This is a genomic window from Candidatus Tisiphia endosymbiont of Ptychoptera albimana (assembly GCF_964026605.1).
Classification (GTDB): domain Bacteria; phylum Pseudomonadota; class Alphaproteobacteria; order Rickettsiales; family Rickettsiaceae; genus Tisiphia.
On sequence record NZ_OZ032164.1, the window covers coordinates 913866 to 936041 of the forward strand.

General features: G+C 31.8%; 17 protein-coding genes and 1 pseudogene. 12 read left to right on the plus strand and 6 right to left on the minus strand.

What is annotated here, in order from left to right:
- Window positions 1-177 precede the first annotated feature (177 nt).
- Both AAGD36_RS04275 and lgt read right to left on the minus strand, forming a co-directional pair.
- On the minus strand, window positions 178-1263 hold the full coding sequence (locus AAGD36_RS04275) for a class I SAM-dependent methyltransferase (protein ID WP_341755073.1): 1086 nt from the start codon (window positions 1261-1263) through the stop codon (window positions 178-180).
- Complete coding sequence (lgt, locus tag AAGD36_RS04280) at window positions 1242-2033, minus strand: prolipoprotein diacylglyceryl transferase (protein ID WP_341755074.1); 792 nt, start codon at window positions 2031-2033, stop codon at window positions 1242-1244. Before lgt ends, AAGD36_RS04275 begins: the two co-directional genes overlap by 22 nt.
- Before the next feature lie 233 nt (window positions 2034-2266).
- On the opposite strand from lgt, the gene AAGD36_RS04285 reads away from it, so the two are divergent.
- Window positions 2267-3427: a mechanosensitive ion channel family protein gene (locus AAGD36_RS04285; protein WP_341756004.1), complete on the plus strand. Its 1161-nt coding sequence runs from the start codon at window positions 2267-2269 to the stop codon at window positions 3425-3427.
- A gap of 16 nt (window positions 3428-3443) precedes the next feature.
- A complete protein-coding gene (locus AAGD36_RS04290) occupies window positions 3444-4154 on the plus strand; it encodes a class II aldolase/adducin family protein (RefSeq protein WP_341755075.1) in 711 nt (236 codons plus the stop codon).
- Between the two features lie 87 nt (window positions 4155-4241).
- Here AAGD36_RS04290 and AAGD36_RS04295 read toward each other — a convergent pair whose 3' ends face one another.
- Together AAGD36_RS04295 and miaA are read right to left on the minus strand one after the other, a co-directional pair.
- Complete coding sequence (locus tag AAGD36_RS04295) at window positions 4242-6605, minus strand: N-6 DNA methylase (RefSeq protein ID WP_341755076.1); 2364 nt, start codon at window positions 6603-6605, stop codon at window positions 4242-4244.
- Between the two features lie 319 nt (window positions 6606-6924).
- Window positions 6925-7839: a tRNA (adenosine(37)-N6)-dimethylallyltransferase MiaA gene (miaA, locus tag AAGD36_RS04300; protein ID WP_341752113.1), complete on the minus strand. Its 915-nt coding sequence runs from the start codon at window positions 7837-7839 to the stop codon at window positions 6925-6927.
- Window positions 7840-8454: 615 nt separating this feature from the next.
- On the opposite strand from miaA, the pseudogene AAGD36_RS06960 reads away from it, so the two are divergent.
- A pseudogene (locus tag AAGD36_RS06960) lies at window positions 8455-8565 on the plus strand (transposase); the annotation flags it as partial.
- A 9-nt stretch (window positions 8566-8574) separates the two neighbouring features.
- Window positions 8575-8748, plus strand: coding sequence for a hypothetical protein (locus tag AAGD36_RS04305; RefSeq protein WP_341752114.1), 174 nt, complete (start codon window positions 8575-8577; stop codon window positions 8746-8748).
- A gap of 131 nt (window positions 8749-8879) precedes the next feature.
- Here the strand turns inward: AAGD36_RS04305 and dnaA are convergent, their stop codons facing one another.
- Together dnaA and AAGD36_RS04315 are read right to left on the minus strand one after the other, a co-directional pair.
- Complete coding sequence (gene dnaA, locus AAGD36_RS04310) at window positions 8880-10289, minus strand: chromosomal replication initiator protein DnaA (RefSeq protein WP_410521227.1); 1410 nt, start codon at window positions 10287-10289, stop codon at window positions 8880-8882.
- Window positions 10274-10663, minus strand: a complete 390-nt coding sequence (locus AAGD36_RS04315; protein WP_410521228.1) for a rhodanese-like domain-containing protein — start codon at window positions 10661-10663, stop codon at window positions 10274-10276. Before AAGD36_RS04315 ends, dnaA begins: the two co-directional genes overlap by 16 nt.
- Before the next feature lie 133 nt (window positions 10664-10796).
- On the opposite strand from AAGD36_RS04315, the gene AAGD36_RS04320 reads away from it, so the two are divergent.
- The 8 genes from AAGD36_RS04320 (at window position 10797) to AAGD36_RS04355 (ending at window position 22166) form a co-directional block, all read left to right on the plus strand.
- Window positions 10797-11093, plus strand: a complete 297-nt coding sequence (locus tag AAGD36_RS04320; protein ID WP_341755077.1) for a succinate dehydrogenase assembly factor 2 — start codon at window positions 10797-10799, stop codon at window positions 11091-11093.
- Between the two features lie 12 nt (window positions 11094-11105).
- Window positions 11106-14486, plus strand: a complete 3381-nt coding sequence (gene mfd, locus AAGD36_RS04325) for a transcription-repair coupling factor (RefSeq protein ID WP_341755078.1) — start codon at window positions 11106-11108, stop codon at window positions 14484-14486.
- Window positions 14487-14522: 36 nt separating this feature from the next.
- The gene (radA, locus tag AAGD36_RS04330) at window positions 14523-15860 is read left to right on the plus strand and encodes a DNA repair protein RadA (RefSeq protein ID WP_341755079.1); all 1338 of its coding nucleotides are present in this window, start codon (window positions 14523-14525) and stop codon (window positions 15858-15860) included.
- Window positions 15861-16848: 988 nt separating this feature from the next.
- Window positions 16849-17709, plus strand: a complete 861-nt coding sequence (locus tag AAGD36_RS04335) for a ribonuclease D (RefSeq protein ID WP_341756007.1) — start codon at window positions 16849-16851, stop codon at window positions 17707-17709.
- A gap of 91 nt (window positions 17710-17800) precedes the next feature.
- The gene (locus AAGD36_RS04340) at window positions 17801-18730 is read left to right on the plus strand and encodes an AEC family transporter (protein WP_341747269.1); all 930 of its coding nucleotides are present in this window, start codon (window positions 17801-17803) and stop codon (window positions 18728-18730) included.
- Window positions 18731-18843: 113 nt separating this feature from the next.
- Window positions 18844-19722 carry an alpha/beta fold hydrolase gene (locus tag AAGD36_RS04345; RefSeq protein ID WP_341755080.1) on the plus strand — a complete coding sequence of 293 codons (879 nt, stop codon included), beginning with the start codon at window positions 18844-18846 and terminating at the stop codon, window positions 19720-19722.
- A gap of 14 nt (window positions 19723-19736) precedes the next feature.
- Complete coding sequence (gene trxB, locus AAGD36_RS04350; RefSeq protein WP_341755081.1) at window positions 19737-20666, plus strand: thioredoxin-disulfide reductase; 930 nt, start codon at window positions 19737-19739, stop codon at window positions 20664-20666.
- 9 nt (window positions 20667-20675) lie between these two features.
- The gene (locus tag AAGD36_RS04355; RefSeq protein ID WP_341755082.1) at window positions 20676-22166 is read left to right on the plus strand and encodes a replicative DNA helicase; all 1491 of its coding nucleotides are present in this window, start codon (window positions 20676-20678) and stop codon (window positions 22164-22166) included.
- The last annotated feature ends 10 nt before the right edge of the window (window positions 22167-22176 follow it).

A 22176-nucleotide genomic window follows, 5' to 3' on the forward strand; every position in this document is an offset into this window, starting at 1 on the left:
GGTAGACGAAGGTCAACTTCAAGAAGAGCCAGGAGTGTCAAAGTCGAGCAGCGGAGCGTACATTAGTACGTGAGCAGCGGAGATCTTTAGACACGACAACGCCAATTCTTGAAGTTCACCGAGTATACACAGACGTACGTGAGGAGCGGAGGCAAGTTTCGACGACAAAATCACCAACTAGATTGACTTATGCAGTAAGTCTAATACTTTAAACAATAGTCCCATTTTATTGGGAGCAATTAATCTATCAACTTGTTCTGCTATGATATTTGCTTCTATAGTAGGTAATTTACTTTGTAAGAGTTGACTTCGTAATAATATACCATTATTAATTAAAAAATCACGTTGGGTTATTGATCCATGTACATTTACTCCTATATTGCTGCCTACTGTTTTTAAGGCATAAAAGTCAACATGTGCTGATAAATCGGCTTCTCCTAAGGTTTCAAGCAGAGGGTAATATTTATGATTTTTTATTGCTTGTAAGGTAGGATTATATTGGTTACGCGTCCTTTTTATTGGATCTATATCATAACCATAATCGATAACCAAGCTTGCTCCACCAAATTTCATGATATGCTGGCTGATAAATTTTATAATTTCTAATGATTTAGGTGATTCTTCTATCACTGCTCCATCACGTGCGTTTGAGTGTTCTTGCAGCAGATAACGTTGCAATTCCTTACTAACTTCTATTTTATCAAATTTAATTTTACCATCAGCTGGGTCAATAATAACTGTTGATTCATACCAAAGTTCTTTAGCTTTAACATATTGCTTGATTGGCATAGCGTCAAAAAATTCGTTAGCTATTATAATAGAAGGAATTTCAGAGATATATTGTACTGCTGTATGGTGTTTGATAGGTAAACCCGCCATCTTTAGGTTTGTTTGTTGTTTCTTGATGAAATGGGGATTAATATCAATTAATTCTATTGAGAGAGATTGGTAAAATTCTGGAACTAATTTAGCAACATTGAGCAAATCCCGCATTAATACCCCCTGCCCAGGACCTAGTTCAACTAAATTAGTTTTTTGAGGACAACCCATTTTATACCATTGGTCAATAACCCATAAAGCTATCATTTCACCAAAAAGCTGGGAGATTTCTGGAGCTGTGGTAAAATCTCCTAAACAACCTAATTTGTTTTGTTTTTGATAATAAGAAGAGGGGGATACGGACGTTACTTGAAGCATCATTTCATCAAGCTTAATACTACCATTCTGCTCAATAAGTTTTCTTATCTTGGAGTCGATTGGCATCTAATTCGTATTATTAAATAAATTCCTACTATTAGCATAGGTAATGATAAAATTTGCCCCATAGTTAAATTATTAAAAATAAAGCCTATGTGGAAATCTGGTTCACGAAATATTTCTATAATAATTCGAAATACTGAATATACTATTAAAGATATAGCTAAATTCAAACCATGGATCTTTATAGTTTTGTATTTAAAAGTGGCATAAGCTAGAATTAAAAATAATATAATTCCTTCAAAAAATGCTTCATAAAGTTGGCTGGGGTGTCTTATTTGTAGATCACTATTTGGAAAAATCATTCCCCAAGGTATTGTAGTCACTCTGCCATATAATTCGCCATTAATAAAATTGGTTATTCTACCTAAAAATACACCGATAGGACAAACTGTAGCTAATATATCACATAGCAATAAGAAGTTAATTTTGTATTTATGGCAGAAAAAATAACTAAATATGATTAAGCCAATCATCCCACCATGAAATGACATACCGCCTTCATAAGTCTTGAAAATAAGAATAGGATTAGAAAGATATTTAATCGGATCATATAGTAACACATAGCCCAATCTTCCACCTATTATGATACCAAGAATAGCCCAAATAACAAAATTTTCTAAGTTTGCGGCAGTAACACCAATTTTAAATCTTTTTATAATTTTATAAGCATAAAACCACCCAAATATTACGCCAAAAACGTAAGCCATAGAGTACCAATAAACGCTAAATGGTCCAATAGAGAAAATAACAGGATTGATATTTGGAAAGGTCATACGGTTATTATATACGCAAGCTTTATCGATTGCAAGCAATCGGAGAAGAAACATTAACTACCACTTAAATAGATATTATTTTTAGTCAAATATAATCTTTTTTATAAAATATTCATTATAATGCTTAGTGTACATTATAATTATTGTATATATAAGAATTAGGTAGAAAAATAATTATTCTTATACCAAATTAATGTTATCTATCTTTAACAAAAAGGTTGGCTTATATGACAATACAATATTTATTAGCTCTTTATCATAAATATGATCAAGAAATTTTAATGTTAATCATTATGATAGCTTCGATCATTCCATTGATTATTTTTATTAAAACAATAATCTTTTCAATGATCAAAAAATATATTGAACAATGGCATCATGATTATGAAAAAATATTTAAAAAATATTCTATATACACCTATTTATTACATACATTACTAGCTTTATACATTATATTCTGGGGCAATATCTTACAACCACCTCATACTTTATCTTGGATAATTAGCATCAAGAATATTGCGATAATCCTCTATACAGGTGGTTTCGTTACAATGCTAATCTTATCTCTTATCGATGCTTTTGCAGATATTTATCGAAACAGACTAACAATTTCTATCCAATCCTATTTAAGTTTATACACTCAAATATTGAAAATATTTATTATTTCTATTGCTAGCATTATAATTATTTCCAGTATTCTAAATGTTTCCCTTAGTGCATTTTTTACTAGCTTAGGAGCAGCAGCAGCGTTGTTAACTTTTCTATTTAAGGATACTGTTGTGGCTTTGATATCAAGCTTACAGCTAATTTCGCAGGATATAATACGAATTGGCGATTTTGTTAGTATTAGCCAGTATAATGTTGAAGGTACTGTAGAGAAAATTACTATTACATCCGTTAAAATTAGGAATAGTGATCAAACTATTTCGACAATACCCACTTCTAGTCTTTTAACAACTAATGTAGTGAACTCGCGAGGTATAAGTGACTCAATGGCAAGAAAAATCCAGGGACCAATCTGTATTGACATAAATACTATTGTATTGCTCTCAACTGTATCTTTTATACAAGAATTGAAAAAATCATCATATTTGACAAAAGAAGCAATGGATAAAGTGAGTTTGGAACAGCTAGGTGACTATGTAACAAATATCAAGATATTTAGATTATATGTAAAAGAATATTTGAGAAATCACCCCATGATATATCAACAAGATTTTACATTTCTAGTACGTCAGCTGGCTGCAACTCCTAATGGCTTACCAATAGAGTTATATGTCTTTACTCATGAAATAAGGAAGGGTATATATGAAGATATTCAATCAGATATTTTTGATCATTTGTTTGCAGTGCTACCTGAATTCAAATTAAAAATATTTCAAAATAGTAATTAACTAAAATGATATAATAATGACTTTAGAGACCAAACTTAATTTAGCTTCTGCCTACCAAATTCTTGCAATTTTGGGCTTAGATGATCATACATATACTCATATATCGGCAAGACCTAAAGGAGCTGATTTTTACTATATTTATCCTTTTGGCTTAAGGTTTGAGGAAGTAACTAGCGATAATTTACTGCAAGTTAGTTTGGATGGAACAGTTTTAGAGGGTAGCGAATATAGTTACAATGAAACCGGTTATGTCACTCACGGTAATATCTATAAAACAAGAGAGGATATTTCATCTATCTTTCATTTGCATACTCCTGCAACTGTTGCTGTATCATCTATGCGAGTTGGATTGATGCCCATAAGTCAGTGGGCATTGCATTTTTATGAAAGAGTATCTTATCATGAATATAACTCTCTTATACTTACGTCTAATCACAGTAATAAAATGCTTGATGATCTCGGGCAAAATTATGTTATGTTTCTACGTAATCACGGAATATTAGTATGTGGTAGGACAATACATGAAGCTATGTTTTATACTTATCATTTAGAGCAAGCATGTAAAACCCAATGTTTAGCATGTTCAACAAATCAGGAGTTAATCATACCATCTCAAGAAACTTGTAGAAAATCGGTGCAAGATTTATTATCATTTGAAGAAGATTTAGGTAAACGTGACTGGATTGCTTGGCTTAACTTACTTAAGACGGTTTGCGGTAAGCAATAGACTTCTTTCGATGATTTAATTGATCAAATTAAAATTGACAGTAAAGGTATAGTATACTCAAATGATTTGAGTATACTATTATTCTCTTTATAGAGAACCACTATAAGGTAATGATTTTACGTAGTTTTCCATAAATTCCCAATCTAGTGTTCCCTGTCGTGTTGTTGGTAATTTAACTCTTGCACTATTGACAATATTCTTCCCATATTTTCTACCAAAAGAATATCTGTATCTTTCCAGATCAAGCACAGTTACTAAAAACATGGCATTATACTTATTTAGTTTCTGATGATAACCTAAGGTTAATGTCGTGGAACCAATAAAATCAAATGGTTGGTAATTTGTGTATCCAATCGAACCCTGCCCATCTCCTATAAATACTATACTATTGCCTTTGGAGATTAGATTATCAACTGTTACAACTTTTTCCATAACACCGTTATTGGTCTTTTTAGCTCCTATGTAAAAAACATCCTCTCCACTAGTTAACAGTACTGAAGCATTACTGCATTTAGCTTTTTCTAAAATTCCAAATATGTCTGAAATGTAGAAATATTGCCAATTTGCAGTTTCTAAACTTCTATCCTGATTAGAAGATATACTATTTGTTGCAAGTTGTATATAATTATTCAGAAATAGGAATCCAACATAATCTTTAATAGTTTTAATAAAGTCATTTTCCGTTAAGTTGGTGTAATCTGTTTCCATATACGCTTCGGCACACCATTCTTGTTCCGCGGTAACATTATTTATTATACTTATACCAGCAACGCTCTCTTTATTAATGTATTTTTCTAACCAGAAATCTTTTATATTCTTCCAGCAATCATTCTTGTCAATTCTACCGCTATTTTTTTGTTTTACAAATCCATCATTTTTAAAATAACCAAAAAAAGTTTTTTTATTTTTTAAATGTGTATAGTGTGCCTTAAGAACTAATATACAACTGTTAACGTTGATTGGATGGAATAAATCGTTTGGCATAGAAAAAACCGCCTCTAAGCTGTGCTTCTCTAGCAATCTTTTTTTAACTTCAATTACTTTACTAGCTTCAGAAACAACCGTGGACATTTGACAAATAGCAACACAAATGCCACCTTTAGTCAAACATTCTAAAGTATTCTCTATGAACTCTAATTGTTCATCAGCGTTTCCATCTTGGTAAGGTGGATTTAAAAAGCCTTTTGTTGGCTTTTGTTCTTTTATTATTTCTTTGTTCTTCTCATCAAAACAACTACCATATAAAATATGACTTTTACCATCTCCTCTCATCATCATGTTAGAGCAAGCATGAGAAAACATATCAGCTCTTTTTTCGATGCCAATTAATTGGCTTGATTTTATCTTTTTATGTTTATCTGTATTATTTCCTGCCTTTTTAAGCATGTAATTCATTGCAGCTACTAAAAAACCAGCCGTTCCACAACAAGGATCAAAAACAATATCATCAGTGCTTAATTCTGCGATATCACAAAAGAAATCTGTAATATGGCAGGGTGTTAATACAAGACCAGTTTTTTTGTCACTTCCAGCATATCTTATAAATTGGGTATAAAATTTTCCTAAAATATCAAATTGACTTTCATCAATATGGGGTAAAATATCTTGATTGATAGATAAAATAAAATCCCTCAAAAGGGTGTTTTTCTCATCTTTCTTTGTCTTTTTATTGTAAATTATATCAGAACTAAAATCATTATTGTTTCTAAATTTTGAGTATTCTAAAATTATAATTTGTCTTTTCTCAGAATCTAAATCATTTTGCTTCAAAACACTTTCACAAGCAGATAATAGGGCTTCAGTTAGCTCTTTGTTGGATGTGTAATATTTGTAGCTATTCAAAAAGGGAGCATATTGCAATGCAATTAAAATTGCACTTATTAACGTACATCTTTCGACTTCTGGTATAGAATAATTATGCAAAAATGAATTATATTCTATTGCTTTCTTAATAAGCTCTTCTTCTGCAAATGGCTTAGATTGCTGTTTGATAATATTTTCAATCTCTATGGATTTTAGAAAAATATTGTCGAGCATACCCTTATAGGTATAATGTTGTTTTAACCACAAAAAAGTTGAGATTTTTTTCTCTATTTCATTTTGTCCACTAACTGCAATAGCGATTATATTAAAAGCATCTTTTAAATAACAAGCATATAATAAAACACCATCTACAGCATAATCTTTATATAGGTTTCTATTTTTACTTTCATGTTGTGATATACTTGCCTTGCATTCTATGACAATTAAATTATCCGGATTATTTTTAAAAGATATAATAAATTCAGGACGTCCTACACCATTACCACTTTTTGAAGAATTTTTTAGTAATTTATCTATTTTGGGATTTATTGATGATTGCTCTTCTATTATAAGGTTATCATCATTATAATAACCTTTCTCTCGTAATAGATTCCTAACAATATTTTCAGTTATACGTTCATTTAACATAAAAGCCAATAAATTAGACTTCTTTCGAAACTCACTTATGTGCAAGGGTTTGAAGGAGACACTTCACCTTGAACCGTAGCGTACTTGAATGTACGTAAGGAGTAGAGTGTCGGTATCATGTACAAATCACCAGCAGAAATAGAGTTTCGAAAGAAGTTATTGAACCACAATACCCTATAGATTCGTTATAGCTAACTCGAATAGATTCCTGATCTAGAACATATAACGGATTAACTATAAAACTCATCCTTCCCGCATGACAATATATCACAAAAATCAACTACACTAATAGATATATGCAAATTATTTGAAAAATTTTTTATAAAATCATCGACAAATCAATAATCAACTCTTCAAATTGCTGATTATTAGAATATTCTAGAGTTACCTTGTCCTTTATTTGGTTTTTGAACCAAGTAATTTGCCTTTTTGCGTATTGCCTAGTCTTAATTTGTGCTAGATTTATGGCATTTTGCAAAGTAATTTCATTATTTAAATAGCATAATATTTCCCGTAGACCAATGGTTTTTATTGCAGAAGAATATATATCAGGAAAATCTTTTTTAATTTGAGCTACTTCTTCAATTGCTCCTTCATTAAATAATTTTTCTAACCTAGTATTACATGTTTGATAAAGAAATTCCCTCTTTGGATGTAGAAAAATTACCTTAAAATCAAATGCTGGAAGAATAGATTTATTTTGTAAGCTTTGGAAAGCAAATATAGATTGCCCGGTTTCCATAAATACTTCATAGGCTCTTATAACCCTTTGAGTGTCGTGTTCATTTAACTTCTGAACAGCCAGGTTATCTAGCTCTTTTAGTTTATAAAAAAACTGGGTCGAACCAATTTTAGAGTGTAGCTCTCTAACATATTGTCTAATTTCAGGAGATATTGTTGGTATTTCATTATAACCAAAAAGTAATGAATTAATATATAACCCAGTACCACCAACAATTATTGGTAACTTGCCTCTACTACGAATGTCTGTAATTTTCTCAAGAGCATGATTTACATATTGTATTACTGAAAATTCTTGTTCTATAGATAAAAAATTATAAAGATGATAAGGAATCTCATTACGGTATATTTGTGATGGCGAGGCAGTAATAATGGGAATCTGCCTATATATCTGCATAGAATCACAATTAACTATCTCACCATTATATATTTTAGCTAAATAATGTGCCAAATAAGACTTGCCACTAGCGGTAGGTCCACATATAACTAACATCGAGTAAATAATTTTTTTTGCGTAAGTTAGCTTGATCTATATATATATTACGTTGATCAACTCAAGCTTTTATCAAAGCATTATATTGCAAATCTGTATTCTATCTTTCATTTTCAGACGAAACTCTTACATATTCAACCAATATTCGTAAAACATAATATTTTTTATTCATACATTATACCAAAACGGCAAAGTTTGTCGTATAGTTTTTTTGCCCTTTTTGTATATTTTTTGTTCTCTAACTCAGATGTCTGATAAACACATGTTATATATACTGCTTGTAAATAGACTTACTGCATAAGTCAATCTAGTTGGTAAACGAAGGTCAACTTCAAGAAGAAGCTAGGCAGTAGCAAAGTCGAGCTGCTAGGTGTATATGAGTAACTAGGCAGCTTCGATCTTTGGTCGCAGGAACACCAATTCTTGAAGTTCACCGAGTATATATATTAATATTCAAAAAAATATTCTATTTCTCTAGCATTTGTTATAAAATTGTATACGAGACACTATCAAAGATAGAAGTTGACGAGAAGTTTTGTTTAATTGTTTACCACTTAGTAAGATTTCGCCATTCAGGTTCTAAAAGTAATATGTGAAGCACCAGAACTTGGTAATATTACTTTTAGAAACTTAACTGCTTTAGTAGGTCTTGCTCCTTTTGCTAGAGAAAGCGGTAGTTATAAAGGTAGAAGAAGTATTTTTGCCGGTAGAGGTAATCTTCGAAGAGTTCTTTATATGGCTGCAGTAGCTGCCTTACGATGTAATAAGCGTTTACGTAATTTTTATGACCACTTAATTGCTAAACATAAACCAGCAAAAGTTGCTCTTGTTGCTGTTATGCGTAAATTACTAGCTTTTATGCACTCTATTGTCAAAAATAATTCTTCTTGCAATGAAAATTTATGGTAAGTTATTATTTTCTTATTGACTTCCATTACGGATGCTGAGGTTATAATAGCATAATACCTCGAAATATTAAAGCCAATTCGGGATAAGACTTCTATTATGGGAAACGTGCTTTTCTTTAAGTTCATAGTAATCTAGTTTTGCAGTATTTTCATTAACAGACTAAGTTCCTCACGAAATTCTGTATCAATTTCACATAATTCTTCTACTTTTTTGATAGCATGCATTATTGTAGTATGATCTTTCTTACCAAATTTCTTGCCGATATCAGTAAGGCTTTTTGGGGTTAATGTTTTACTTAAATACATAGCTACTTGCCTTGGTCTAGCTATTGAGCGAATACGTCTAGGAGAAGACATATCAGAAAATTTAATATTATAACGATCAGCTACTTTTCTTTGAATATCTTCAATCGTTATAATTCTTTCATTGGAACGTAGTAAGTCACGTAAAATATTTTGGGTATTTTCTAAAGTTATCTCCCTACCAACTAAAGTTGAATGAGCAATAACTTTATTAAGAGCCCCTTCTAATTCTCTGACATTTGACGTTATTTTTGATGCTAAGAATTCTACAACATTTTTAGGTATGTGAATATTCATCTGTTCAAGCTTAGATTCTAATATCCCCAATCTTAGTTCATAAGTAGTGCTGTGAACATCTGCAACCAAGCCCCAACCAAGCCTAGACTTAATCCGCTCTTCAATATTATCTAAATCTGACGGTGAACGGTCACATGATATAACCATTTGACGATTATTATCAATCAAAGCATTGAAAGTATGAAAAAACTCTTCTTGTGTACTATCTTTACCAGATATAAATTGAATATCATCGATCATTAGCACGTCAACTGAACGAAATTCTTCTTTAAATGACATAACATCTTTATTACGAAGTGCTTTGATGAATTGATACATAAACTTTTCTGCCGACATGTAAATTACTTTGCGAGTCGGGTTATTATGTCTTATATACCAAGCAATAGCATGCATTAAGTGTGTCTTACCAAGACCAACACCCCCATACAAAAATAAGGGGTTAGATTCAGCTACGGCACTTTCTGATTCAGCAACTGCTCTAGAGGCTGCATATGCTAACTCATTTGGTCCACCAACTACAAAATTTTCAAAAGTAAATCGTAAGTCTAATGCTGAAAAAATGCCTTCGGAATTGAGATCCATTCCTTCTTTTATTGATGGAATTTTTGCTAAATATTCAGGTATATTTGGATTTTGTTCTAGTAATTCTTTAGTAACTATCTCAATTGATTTAATATCTTTGTCATAAGACTGCCAAGATTGCAATATATCACGTGCATATTTTGATTTTATCCAATCTCGGATAAAATTTGTTGGTGTAGAAAGTATAACATTAGTAGTAGAAGCTTCTAGAAAGTTAATCTTACTGAACCAACTTTTATACAAAGACTCACCGTAATGTTTATTAAGATCAGAACACACATGCTGCCAAATATCTCTATAATGAGCTACTTCCTTTTCTACAGTCAATTGATTTTGGTTAGTATTCACAGAACTTGCCATGGTAAATTATTTTGTTTCCAACCAGCTCCATTAGCTCCTCCTTCAAAACCATCAATGATGTTGTAGCAGTTTGGATAACCTAAACCACCAGCACACGATGCCGCTTCATGAGATCGGGCACCTGAACGACAAAGGAATAATACATTATTTTTATTATTGACTTTCGACATGAACTGATTGTTAAATTCACAATTTAATGACATATCAGGTAATAAACGCCAGCTCAGAAACAGTACTTGATCTTTATCAAGCTTTGGAATACCTATTTTCTGCCATTCTTCAGTAGTTCTAATATCAACAACAATGGTACACTCATCCATTTCTAGCAACTTATAAGCTTCTAAGGAAGATATATTTTTGATACTTATAGGCATCTGCATTTTTTTGAATATATTAAAATTTATTGAATAAGAATAAGATTTAGACTAATTGAGTATATACTACTTAATATACAGTTTACATTTTATATTTTATATTTGGTAATTGTCAAACTATCTGAATCATATTATGATATTTTTTTATAAGATTATCAATATGGACTATTTAAAAAAAGCATTCCTAGCTAAAAAATTACTATACCAAAGCAAAAATCGTGGTTGCAAAGAAACCGGGTTAATATTAGGTAAATTTGCTGAACAATTTCTTGCTAATATGGATATAGATAGTTTAACAGATTTTGCTTTAATACTTAATCAAAATGATATAGATATTTATGATTGGATTACCAATAAAACAACTCCTCCTGTTCACTTAAATTCAAAAGTGATGTTACAAATACTTAATTTTGATATTAACCGCCTATAAGCTTAATAAACAATGATACAACAACCTCTACCACTCAGTGCAAAAAGTTTTTTTGCTAATGAGTATTTCTCAAATAAACCAACTAAGAATATTTTACTTATTTTTGCCAGTGAAGATGATGCAATCAATAGCCATAAACAATTATTATTTTTTGCACAAAGCATTAAGACTAGTAATATATTATATTTTCCTAGTTTTGATACTATACCATATGATCGCATTTCACCCCAGTCTAACATTTTAGCAGAAAGAGCTAATGCACTAAGTTATTTAGCAACTAATAATGAAAAAAAATTGCTAGTTACTAATGCTGTGAATTTACTGAGCAAATTACCACCTTCGGAATTCTTAGTTAAGTCTTTTCTGAAATTACATAATAAAATGAAGTTTTCAGCGGGCAAGCTCGCCGAATTCCTAGTACATAATGGTTTTACAAGGAGTAGTAGTAGCATTGATAGTGGTGAATTTTCAGTAAGAGGAGAGATAGTAGATATAATTTTGCCAGGGTATAAGGGCTATCGTATTAATTTTAGTTGGGATCACATAGAGTCAATAAGAGAATTTGATATTGATAGTCAAATTTCTACTAATAGCTGCACGGAGTTAATAATTAATTCTGCCAGTGAGGTAATATTAAATCTAGAAACAATAAAGAATTTTAGAGATAATTATCTAAAAGCTTTTGGTGTTAATTACGTGAATAGCCCTTTATATGAATCAGTAATTGAAGGAAAAAAATTTCAAGGATATGAACATTTATCTCCTTTATTCTATAATTCTTTCAGTAGCTTAATTAATTATTTAGATGACCCTATTATTATTTATGATAATTTGTCGTTACAATCAATTATTGAGCAGGAGAATAATTATACAGATCTTTACAGGTCGCGGATTGAGTCTAACAAAATAAAATTAAACACATTCTATCCTGCATTACCTCCCGAGCAAGTGTACTTTACCAGTCAAGAAATACAAACTTTACTAGAACAGGATAAGAATATTTTAATTAGTCCTGAAGATTCATCTTATGCATATTCATTAGAAAAAATTATTGCAACTAGTTTTATTGAGGATAAGACAGTTTTTGATAAGCTATTTGAGATTATAGAGAACAATAATACTAAAATACCAATTATTTTTTGTCAGTCTAAAAGTAATTTGGAAAGACTGAAGAGCTTGATAAATAGCTACTCACGAGAATATATAGAGATAGACAATCTACAACAGGCAAAAATTGGTGTGATAAATCTTGCATATGTCCAACTTAGTCAAGGATTTTATAGTGATAAATATTTGTTTATTGCAGCTCACGATATTTTAGGAAAAAGTGCGGTAAACGTTCGCCAGCAAGGTGCTAAACGTAAGCTTAAAAACATTCTAATGGAATTAGATAATTTAGGCGAAGGGGAGTTAGTTGTTCATAAGGATCATGGTATTGGTCAATTTCTTAATGTTGAAACACTAGATGTTAAAGGCAAGGCTCATGATTTCCTAAAAATTTTATATGAAAATAATGATAAATTATATATTCCTGTTGAGAATATAGAGCTAATTAAGAAATATGGTAGCAGTGAAGCACAGCTAGCCAAGTTAGGTAGCAGTAGCTGGCAAAGAAGTAAGGCTAAGCTCAAGAATCGTATTACAGAAATTGCCGAGCAATTATTAGCAATAGCCGCTAAGAGGAAATTAACTGTAACTAATCCAATAGAGTTTGATCATGAAGAATATGACAAATTCTGTCAGAGATTTAAATATACCGAAACTGAAGATCAATTAAATGCCATAAATGACATTAGAAAAGATTTTGACTCAGGTATTTTAATGGATAGATTAATTTGTGGTGATGTTGGTTTTGGAAAAACTGAAGTGGCAATAAGGGCAACTTTTATGGTAGCTAAATCAAACTGTGACGTCTCCCCTCAAGTAGCCATTGTCGTACCAACTACTATTCTAGGTAAGCAGCATTATTTAAGATTTCGTAAAAGATTTAAGGATTTAGGGCTGAATATAGTACAATTATCTAGCCTAGTTACCAATAGTGAGGCTAAAATTGTTAAAGAACAAATCAAAAAGGGTACAGCTAATATAATAATTGGTACACATGCCTTGCTGAGTAAGAATATAGAATTTAGTAACCTCAGATTATTAATAATTGATGAAGAACAACATTTTGGTGTTGCTCAAAAGGAACATTTAAAGAAACTAAGAACTACAATGCATGTTCTATCTCTTTCGGCAACACCAATTCCTCGTACAATGCAGATGTCTATGGTAGGGCTGAAAGACCTTAGTATCATTGCCACACCACCGATTGATAGGCTAGAAGTTCGGACAACAGTTATGCCGTTTGATCCGGTGATTATTAGAGATGCTTTACTTAGAGAACGTTTCCGTGGTGGTAGAAGTTTCTATGTAGTGCCTAGAATTAAGGACATCCCGGATATAGAGAGATACTTACAGGAGGTTGTACCTGAACTAAAGTACAAAGTTGCTCATGGTCAAATGCCAGCTGCCAAAGTAGATGAGATTATGAGTGAATTTTGTGATGGTAAGTTTGACATACTCGTTTCTACCACAATAATTGAGTCAGGTATAGATATTGCCGAAGCTAATACAATGATTATTCATAAATCTGATATGCTTGGTTTGAGTCAGTTATATCAGCTCAGAGGTAGGATAGGACGAAGTAAAGTCAGAGGTTATGCCTATTTAACCTTAGCTAATTATAAAAAAATGACCGCACATTCAATAAAACGTCTAGAAATAATGCAGAGTAGCTGTACTCTTGGTTCTGGTTTTACCATTGCCAGCCATGATATGGATTTACGTGGTTTTGGTAACTTGGTAGGAGAAGAGCAGTCTGGACAGATTAAAGAAGTAGGAGTAGAGCTTTATCAGGAGATGTTAGATGAACAAATAGCAATTCTTAAGGATGAAGTTATTGAGCAGCCAAAAGCTTTTGTGCCAATAATTAATTTGGGATTACCTGTTTTCATTTCTGACAATTATATTGCAGATTCTGCTCTTAAACTAAGTTTGTACAGAAGAGTTGGAAATTTAATGGATGATGTAGATATTGAAAATTTTAAGGACGAAATGGTTGATCGTTTTGGTCCTATCCCATCAGAATTTAATAATCTACTTAATATAGTAAAAATAAAGCATAAATGTAGAAAGCTTAATATTGAAAATTTAGACTCTGGTGAAAGAGGATTTGTTTTAAAATTTTATAAAGAAGCAGATATAGCTGATAAGGTTAGAAATTTTGTTATAAAGTATCCTCAGCAAACCAAAATAAAACCGGATACTAAGTTAGTATTTACCAAAACATTGGTAGGAAAAGATATTATAGAGGAAGCGAATAGTCTGTTGGAGCAATTATTGGTTGCATAATATCATATAGGGCGAAAAGGAATTAAAATTAGGAAAGTGAGTAAAATTAAAAAGCAATATATATGTACAAATTGTGGTAATAGTACATCAAAATGGGCGGGACAATGTTTTGATTGTGGCTTATGGGGAGCGATTGAAGAAGAGGTAATTAGTCAAGTACAAGTTAGGTTAGGCAATAAACAACAAATACAAAAGCTTGATGGTGTTGTTGTGGAATCATTACGTACTCCTACTCCTATAAATGAATTAAATAGAGTGTTGGGTGGCGGGTTGGTTTCCTCTTCGGCAATTTTAATTGGTGGTGATCCTGGAATTGGTAAATCAACTTTATTATTACACTTAGTGGCAAGTTCTTTTTGTGATAAAATTAGAATGAATTGCTTATATATAACTGGTGAGGAATCCATTGACCAAATAAAACTCAGAGCTTTAAGATTAGGACTTAGCAATAAAACAGCATCTATCTTAGCTGCCACTAATATCGAAGATATTATCTCAACTATTGATGCTGATAAGAACAATATTGATTTGGTAGTTATCGATTCAATTCAGACAATGGTAACTCGCACACTATCATCACCACCTGGCACTATTTCGCAGATTCGGGCCTGTGCTAATGAGTTGGTTAGCTATGCTAAGCAAAATAATATTATTATTTTACTTAGCTGTCATGTGACAAAAGATGGACAATTAGCTGGTCCTAAGTTACTCGAACATCTTGTTGATACCGTGCTATATTTTGAAGGTGATCCTAATAGTCATTTTCGTATTTTGCGTTCTATTAAAAATAGATTTGGTGGAATAGGAGAAATCGGTGTTTTTGAGATGACTGCTAGTGGTCTTATGGAAGTCTCTAGTCCTTCCGAGCTATTTCTGATGAAAAGGGATAAAAATGTTAGCGGAACAACAGTATTTGCTGGAATTGAAGGATCTAGACCGTTATTAATTGAGATTCAGGCATTAATTGCCCCTTCCAATATGCCAATGCCAAGACGTTCGGTTGTAGGATGGGATTTAAATAGATTATCAATGATAATAGCTGTACTTAATGTACGGTTTGGTCTTAACTTAACTTCTAAGGAAGTATATTTAACTGTTGCTGGTGGGCTTAAAATTTCAGAACCAGCTTCAGACTTAGCTGTTGCAGCTGCTTTAATTTCTGCAGCAAATAATAAAGCTGTGCTAGAACATAGTGTTTTTTTTGGAGAAATTGGTTTATCTGGTGAAATAAGAAAAGTCAATGCAGCAGAAATGAGAATAAAAGAAGCAACGAAATTAGGATTCAATAAATTAATTTGCTCCAAACTTGAAAAGTTAAGTAATAACCTAATTTGCCCAATTAGTAATATAAAAGAATTGAAAGAGTTGATATAGTTAAAATTCACACTTATGAAATTCTAATAACCCTAATTTAGGATAAGAATTATAATTCTTATCCTGAATTAGCTATGATATAAAGAAAAATGTACTCTTGAAGCGGTTCTGTGAGTACATTTTAACTTTTTTACCGTTCAATAGATGATTTTAATAATTAAAATCATCTATTGAACGCAAATGATATTTTAACAATCAGGTGGGCAGCCGCTTCAAACCTGATTGTTTCTATATATACAGCCGAATTTGGGATAACTTGTTATCCCGAATTCGCGTTAATAGTATTATTAGAATCTTATTTGACTATTTTACCTTAGTTCGATGGGAGACATCGGTTTAATAGTTCTGATTATCTGTTTCTTGAAATGTCTTAATTGTTTTTTTAATTGTAGCACTTATGAAACACTTATTTTAAGATGAGTTTTATAAATTAAGGATTCCATCTTTGACAAAGTAGCGTAAAAGTGTTACGCTACTTTTAACCACAAAAAAGCATAGAACCCCAATTTTGGATAAGAATTAGTTAATTCTTATCCAAAATTGGCTTGAATATAAGGAAAAATGCATTCTTAAAGCGGTTAACGCAAATACATTTTAAACCTTTCTAAAGCTAAAAACATGATTTTAAAAGATTAAAATCATGTTTTTAGCAAAATGGATTGCCACGCTCACATACGTTCGCTCGCTAATAGACATATACGTCTATAAAACGTCTATTAGCGATGAGACCGTAGGTCGACGAAGCAATATATAATTTCACCGAATTTAGGATACTCAAATGATCCTACGAATTGGATTTGAAAATGAATGGTGAGAAGGCGTAGCATACATATAGTATAGTTACACATGCGAATCCATGATATTTTCAAAAAACAATTCTTCAAAACAGAAGAGTATATAAGAATTGACAAATTCTTATCCCAAATTCGCGTATAGAAAAATACCAAGTTTATTATATAGGAGCAATTTAATTACTAATACTTCAAAAATACTTATTATTGATAATCAGAAAGCATTAAATAAATTCTGTCGACAGTTATTGGATTGTAAGACTATAAGTGTTGACACTGAGTTCTTGCGTAAAAATACCTATTTTGCTCAGCTTAGCATAATTCAAATTATGGCCAGTAGTTATAAAGTGATAATTGACACTTTGAGCAATTTGAATCTTTCTCCTATTAACGAAATATTTCTGAACGATAAAATTCTTAAAATAGTTCACGCCCCTAGAGAGGATTTTGAGATATTTTATCGTTTATTTAAGAAACTGCCAAAAAATGTTTTTGACATACAAATTGCAGCTGGTATTTGTGATTTTGGTAAATATTTGAGTTATTCGGATATATGTAGCAAAATTTGCTTAGTTCACATTGATAAAACTTACCAACGGTCTGATTGGTTAAAGCGTCCAATTAATGCTAATATGTTAAATTATGCTATTAAAGATGTTGAATATTTAGAGCCGATTTACAAGGTATTGCAACAAATAATTCAAGATAATAACTTACAAAACGAATATGACAAGCAAATAAAATCTTTGCTTAATATTGAAAATTATATTATTAATGTACAAAAAGCTTGGCAAAAAGTTAGATTCAATAATCATTCAGAGTCTTTTATTCATAAAATGAAAATTATGGCAGCTTATCGGGAGGAACAAGCCAGTACAATAGATTTACCAAGGAGACATTTTATTTCTGATGAGGAATTAGTACAGATTTGTCAATATTTACCTACCAGTAATAAAGATTTTGAAAATCTTAAATTAAATAGTCGCTATCTTAGTAAACAAAAATATAGAACTCAATTAGCAGATCTGTGTCTTGCTATACAAGAATTAGGTGAATAAAGGTACTTTATTTATGTTAATTGTGGAATAAATTTGCTATTTTCTAAAAGGTTAAGTAAAACAGCATCTGATATCTTTTGGCTTTTAGAGCATGGCAATTTTTACTATAGTTTTTTTTAAAACCATTTCTGTATTACTGAGTGTAGTAATTGGTTTTTTAGCAGGAAGATATTCTAAAGTTGAGAGAGATAGTATAGCTTCTTTGTTATTCTATTTTATATCTCCTATTGTTTTTTTTGCTATTCCCGCCAGTACTACTTTGACTTTATCAGCATTAAGCGTTACTGTAGTTGTTTTTTTCATTGCCACTTCGTTATCAATATTTTCCTACTATTTTTTTGGGCGATATTGGCTTGATCATACACGAAACATTATAGCATTATCTGCAGGTACCGCTAATGGTGGTTATTTTATGCTGCCAATAGCCGCTACTCTCTTTGATGATTATGTTTTAAGCATCTACATGATGGCAGTTATAGGAATAAATATTTTCGAATCATCAGTAGGCTTTTATATTTGTGCTAGGAGCTTTGCTAATAGTAGTGAAAGTATCTTGAAGGTTGTAAAGTTACCAATTTTAAACGGTTTTTTACTTGGTTGTTTATTTAGTTTTGCTGGTTTTACTTTACCTGATTTCCTAGATGATTTTATATATAACATGCGGGGGGCATTTTCTATACTTGGTATGGTTATGGTTGGTTTAGCTCTTTCAGCTTTGCAAAAGTTTGAAATAGACATAAAGTTTACTTTAGCTACTTTCATGGCAAAATTTTTATTCTATCCACTAGGGGTTAACATATTTATTCTTTTGGATAAGTTTGTTTTAGGATGGTATGATGAGAATTATTACAATGCTTTAAGGCTTCTTTCAACTGCTCCTATGGCAGCAAACGTAATTGTCATAGCCAGTTTACAAAAATTCTATCCAGAAAAAGTTGCTACCACAGTATTTCTTTCCCTGCTTTTTGGTGTAGTATATATACCAGTTATGGTAACTATATTTTTAAGTGATTTGAATTAATTATTATAGCTAACCTGATTAACGCGAAATTATAGATTGCTTCGTCGCTAATAGCGTCTGTGAATTTGGTGTAATGCTAGTCAGGTTAGCTATAGCACTAATGATATAAAAAAATGATACAAAAATTTATCCAAGTTGGACCTTATATTAATTGGTTAGGCTCACAATATATTCCAGCTCATAAAATAGCTTATCTTGAGTTTGGTGACCCTAATAATGAAAATGTAATAATTTGTACCCATGGTTTAACTAGGAATGCTCATGATTTTGATAAAATCGCTATGGTATTAAGTGATAATTTTCGAGTAATTGCTATAGATTATCCAGGACGTGGGGATAGTGATGTTTTTAAAACGAAAAAGCATTATAATTATCAAGTATATGTAAAAGATACGGTGCTTTTTTTAAAAAAATTAGGTATTAACAACTGTATTTGGCTTGGTACTTCCATGGGTGGAATAATTGGTTATGTGCTAGCTAGTAAATATAAGGAACTTATCAAAGCAATGATTATAAATGATGTAGGACCTTTTATTCCAGCATCTCCTCTAGTTAAAATTGGTCAATATGCAGGTCAAACTCCCTCATTTGTTGATTTAGTTAGTGCCAAGCAACATTTAAAGCTAATATATAGCCAATTCGGTATTAGTAGTGAGGAAGATTGGGATCATCTTACCAAATATAGTTTTATAAAAATCCAAGATGGAAAATATAAAATGAATTATGATCCTGCCATAGTACAAGGTATGAATGCTAATGCAAATAAGCCAAAAAATGTTGATATATGGACTATATGGAATAAGATTGTTTGTAAATTGTTGGTTATCCACGGGGCTAAATCAGAAATTTTGCAACAATCTACTATTGAGAAGATGAAAGAAACCAAAGATTTTGATTTGTTCGTTGTTGATTATGCTGGTCATGTACCTTCATTAATGACCGATGATCAGATTAGTTATATAAAATCTTGGGTAAATGCTTTGAAAATATAAAAATTTAGGTTGTTATGAATCGTTCTACTAAAGTACTTATTATAGGGTCAGGTCCTGCTGGACTGAGTGCAGCAATCTATACAGCTAGGGCAGCACTAAAACCGATATTATTGCATGGTATGCAGCCAGGTGGGCAGCTAACTATTACTACAGATGTTGAAAATTATCCAGGTTTTGCAGAGCCTATTCAAGGTCCATGGTTAATGGAACAAATGACGCAACAGGCAAAAAATGTTGGTGCAGAAATTATCTATGATTATGTAGAAAAGGTTGATTTTTCAAAAAAACCCTTAGTGGTAACCACCTCGTCTGGTATAATTAGGGCGGACAGCGTTATAATATGTACCGGTGCAGAAGCAAGGTGGCTGAATATTCCTTCCGAAGCACAATTCAAAGGATATGGTGTCTCAGCTTGTGCTACTTGTGATGGTTTTTTTTTCAAGAATCAGGATGTATTAGTTATTGGTGGGGGGAATAGTGCTGTTGAAGAGGCATTATATTTAACTAATCATGCACGTCAGGTGACTATTGTTCATCGCCGGGATAGTTTTAGAGCCGAGAAGATTTTACAAGAGAGATTATTTAGAAATCCCAAAATATCGGTCATTTGGAATCATAGACTGATTGAGGTCATTGGTACTGATAATCCTAAATCGGTTAATTCAGCCAAGCTTGAAAACACTCAAACAGGTGAGCTTAGTTCAATTAATTGTACTGGTATATTCGTAGCAATTGGTCATATGCCGAATACTGGTTTGTTCAAAGGACAACTAGATATAGATAGTGATAATTATATTATTACTAAACCAAATTCAACGGAAACCAGTATTAAAGGTGTTTTCGCTGCTGGAGATGTACAAGATAAAATTTTTAGACAAGCAGTTACCGCTGCTGGTACAGGATGTATGGCAGCTTTAGAAGTAGAAAAGTTTTTAAATCATTAAATTAAAATTATGTCTCGTAGTAAAAAAGAGAGTGATAAAATAGATAAGTCAAGTGGATCAAGTGAGACAAGTATAGTTTTGCCTGTTGCTCGAACTTTGCCAGCAAATGTTCAGGCCGAGCAAATGTTAATAGGAGCAATTTTAGTCAACCATGATTACTTAAATACTGTCTCAGAATTCCTAAGACCAGATCATTTTTTTGAGCCGATACATCAAAAGATTTATAATGCTATTGAAGTTATTACCGAAAAAGGCTTAATTGCTACTCCGGTAACGCTTAGAAGCATGTTAGAACGAGACGAATTATTTCAGCAATTAGGTGGCAGTGACTATCTAAATAAGCTAGCTACTCTGTCAATGATGGTAATTAATCCCCTTGATTATGGAAAAATAATCTATGATTTGGCAGTAAGGCGTAATTTAATTCAGATAGGGGAGGAGGTAGTTAATAATGCTTATGACTCCTCTTTAGAATATGATGCAAGTCAACAAATAGAGCATGCAGAGGGTAAGCTTTATAATCTTGCTAGTGAAGGAATTAATGACAAGAGTTTTGTTAAAATTGCTGTGTCTCTCTCGGAGTCCCTTGCCAATATTGACAGAGCTATGAAGAATTCTAATCATGTAATAGGTATTTCTACAGGATTAATTGATTTAGATAGGGAATTATCAGGTTTTCATAACTCAGATTTAGTTGTCATTGCTGCACGTCCATCAATGGGGAAAACAGCTTTTGCCATAAATCTTGCGATAAATGCTTGTAATTCTATGAAGTTAAAAAATAAGGAACAAGAAAAAGATAAGTCAGTAGGTTTTTTCTCTCTTGAAATGTCATCTGAGCAGCTTGCTACTCGTATTCTTTCCATGCATACTAACATTGACTCTTCAGCCTTACGGTCTGGTCATGTGACAGAAGAAAATTATAATCGATTACGTAGAGAAATTATAGCTCTTGACCTACCATTTTTTATTGATGATACGCCAGCTTTATCCATTGCGGCTATTCGCACTAGGGCAAGAAAAATGAAGCGTAAACATAACCTTGGTATATTATTTGTAGATTATCTGCAGTTAATTAGAGGGATAAATAAATCTGATAATAGAGTAAATGAAATTTCGGAAATTACTCAAGGATTAAAAGCTATAGCAAAAGAATTAAATATTCCAGTAATTGCTTTATCACAATTATCTAGAGCTGTAGAACTTAGAGAAGATAAGAGACCAATGTTATCTGACTTACGAGAATCTGGGTCTATTGAACAAGATGCGGATATAGTGATGTTTATTTATCGAGAAGAATATTATCTAACTCGTAAAGAGCCTTCTTCGAGTGATGCAAAATATGCAGAAAAACACGCAGAATGGTTGAGTAATTTAAATCAAGTATATAATATTGCGGATATTATAATAGCAAAACATCGTAATGGTCGTGTTGGTAGCGTAAAACTTCACTATGATGGTCAGTATTCGAAATTTAGTAATTTACAGAAAACACTATAGACCCCCATTC

What these genes read in the sequence shown, in the direction of transcription:
- AAGD36_RS04275 (WP_341755073.1), bottom strand. Translation starts at nt 1,263, where the DNA reads ATGCCAATCGACTCCAAGATAAGAAAACTTATTGAGCAGAATGGTAGT.
- lgt (WP_341755074.1), bottom strand. Translation starts at nt 2,033, where the DNA reads ATGACCTTTCCAAATATCAATCCTGTTATTTTCTCTATTGGACCATTT.
- AAGD36_RS04290 (WP_341755075.1), top strand. Translation starts at nt 3,444, where the DNA reads ATGACTTTAGAGACCAAACTTAATTTAGCTTCTGCCTACCAAATTCTT.
- AAGD36_RS04295 (WP_341755076.1), bottom strand. Translation starts at nt 6,605, where the DNA reads ATGTTAAATGAACGTATAACTGAAAATATTGTTAGGAATCTATTACGA.
- miaA (WP_341752113.1), bottom strand. Translation starts at nt 7,839, where the DNA reads ATGTTAGTTATATGTGGACCTACCGCTAGTGGCAAGTCTTATTTGGCA.
- AAGD36_RS04305 (WP_341752114.1), top strand. Translation starts at nt 8,575, where the DNA reads ATGGCTGCAGTAGCTGCCTTACGATGTAATAAGCGTTTACGTAATTTT.
- dnaA (WP_410521227.1), bottom strand. Translation starts at nt 10,289, where the DNA reads ATGGCAAGTTCTGTGAATACTAACCAAAATCAATTGACTGTAGAAAAG.
- AAGD36_RS04315 (WP_410521228.1), bottom strand. Translation starts at nt 10,663, where the DNA reads ATGCCTATAAGTATCAAAAATATATCTTCCTTAGAAGCTTATAAGTTG.
- AAGD36_RS04320 (WP_341755077.1), top strand. Translation starts at nt 10,797, where the DNA reads ATGATATTTTTTTATAAGATTATCAATATGGACTATTTAAAAAAAGCA.
- mfd (WP_341755078.1), top strand. Translation starts at nt 11,106, where the DNA reads ATGATACAACAACCTCTACCACTCAGTGCAAAAAGTTTTTTTGCTAAT.
- AAGD36_RS04340 (WP_341747269.1), top strand. Translation starts at nt 17,801, where the DNA reads ATGGCAATTTTTACTATAGTTTTTTTTAAAACCATTTCTGTATTACTG.
- AAGD36_RS04345 (WP_341755080.1), top strand. Translation starts at nt 18,844, where the DNA reads ATGATACAAAAATTTATCCAAGTTGGACCTTATATTAATTGGTTAGGC.
- trxB (WP_341755081.1), top strand. Translation starts at nt 19,737, where the DNA reads ATGAATCGTTCTACTAAAGTACTTATTATAGGGTCAGGTCCTGCTGGA.
- AAGD36_RS04355 (WP_341755082.1), top strand. Translation starts at nt 20,676, where the DNA reads ATGTCTCGTAGTAAAAAAGAGAGTGATAAAATAGATAAGTCAAGTGGA.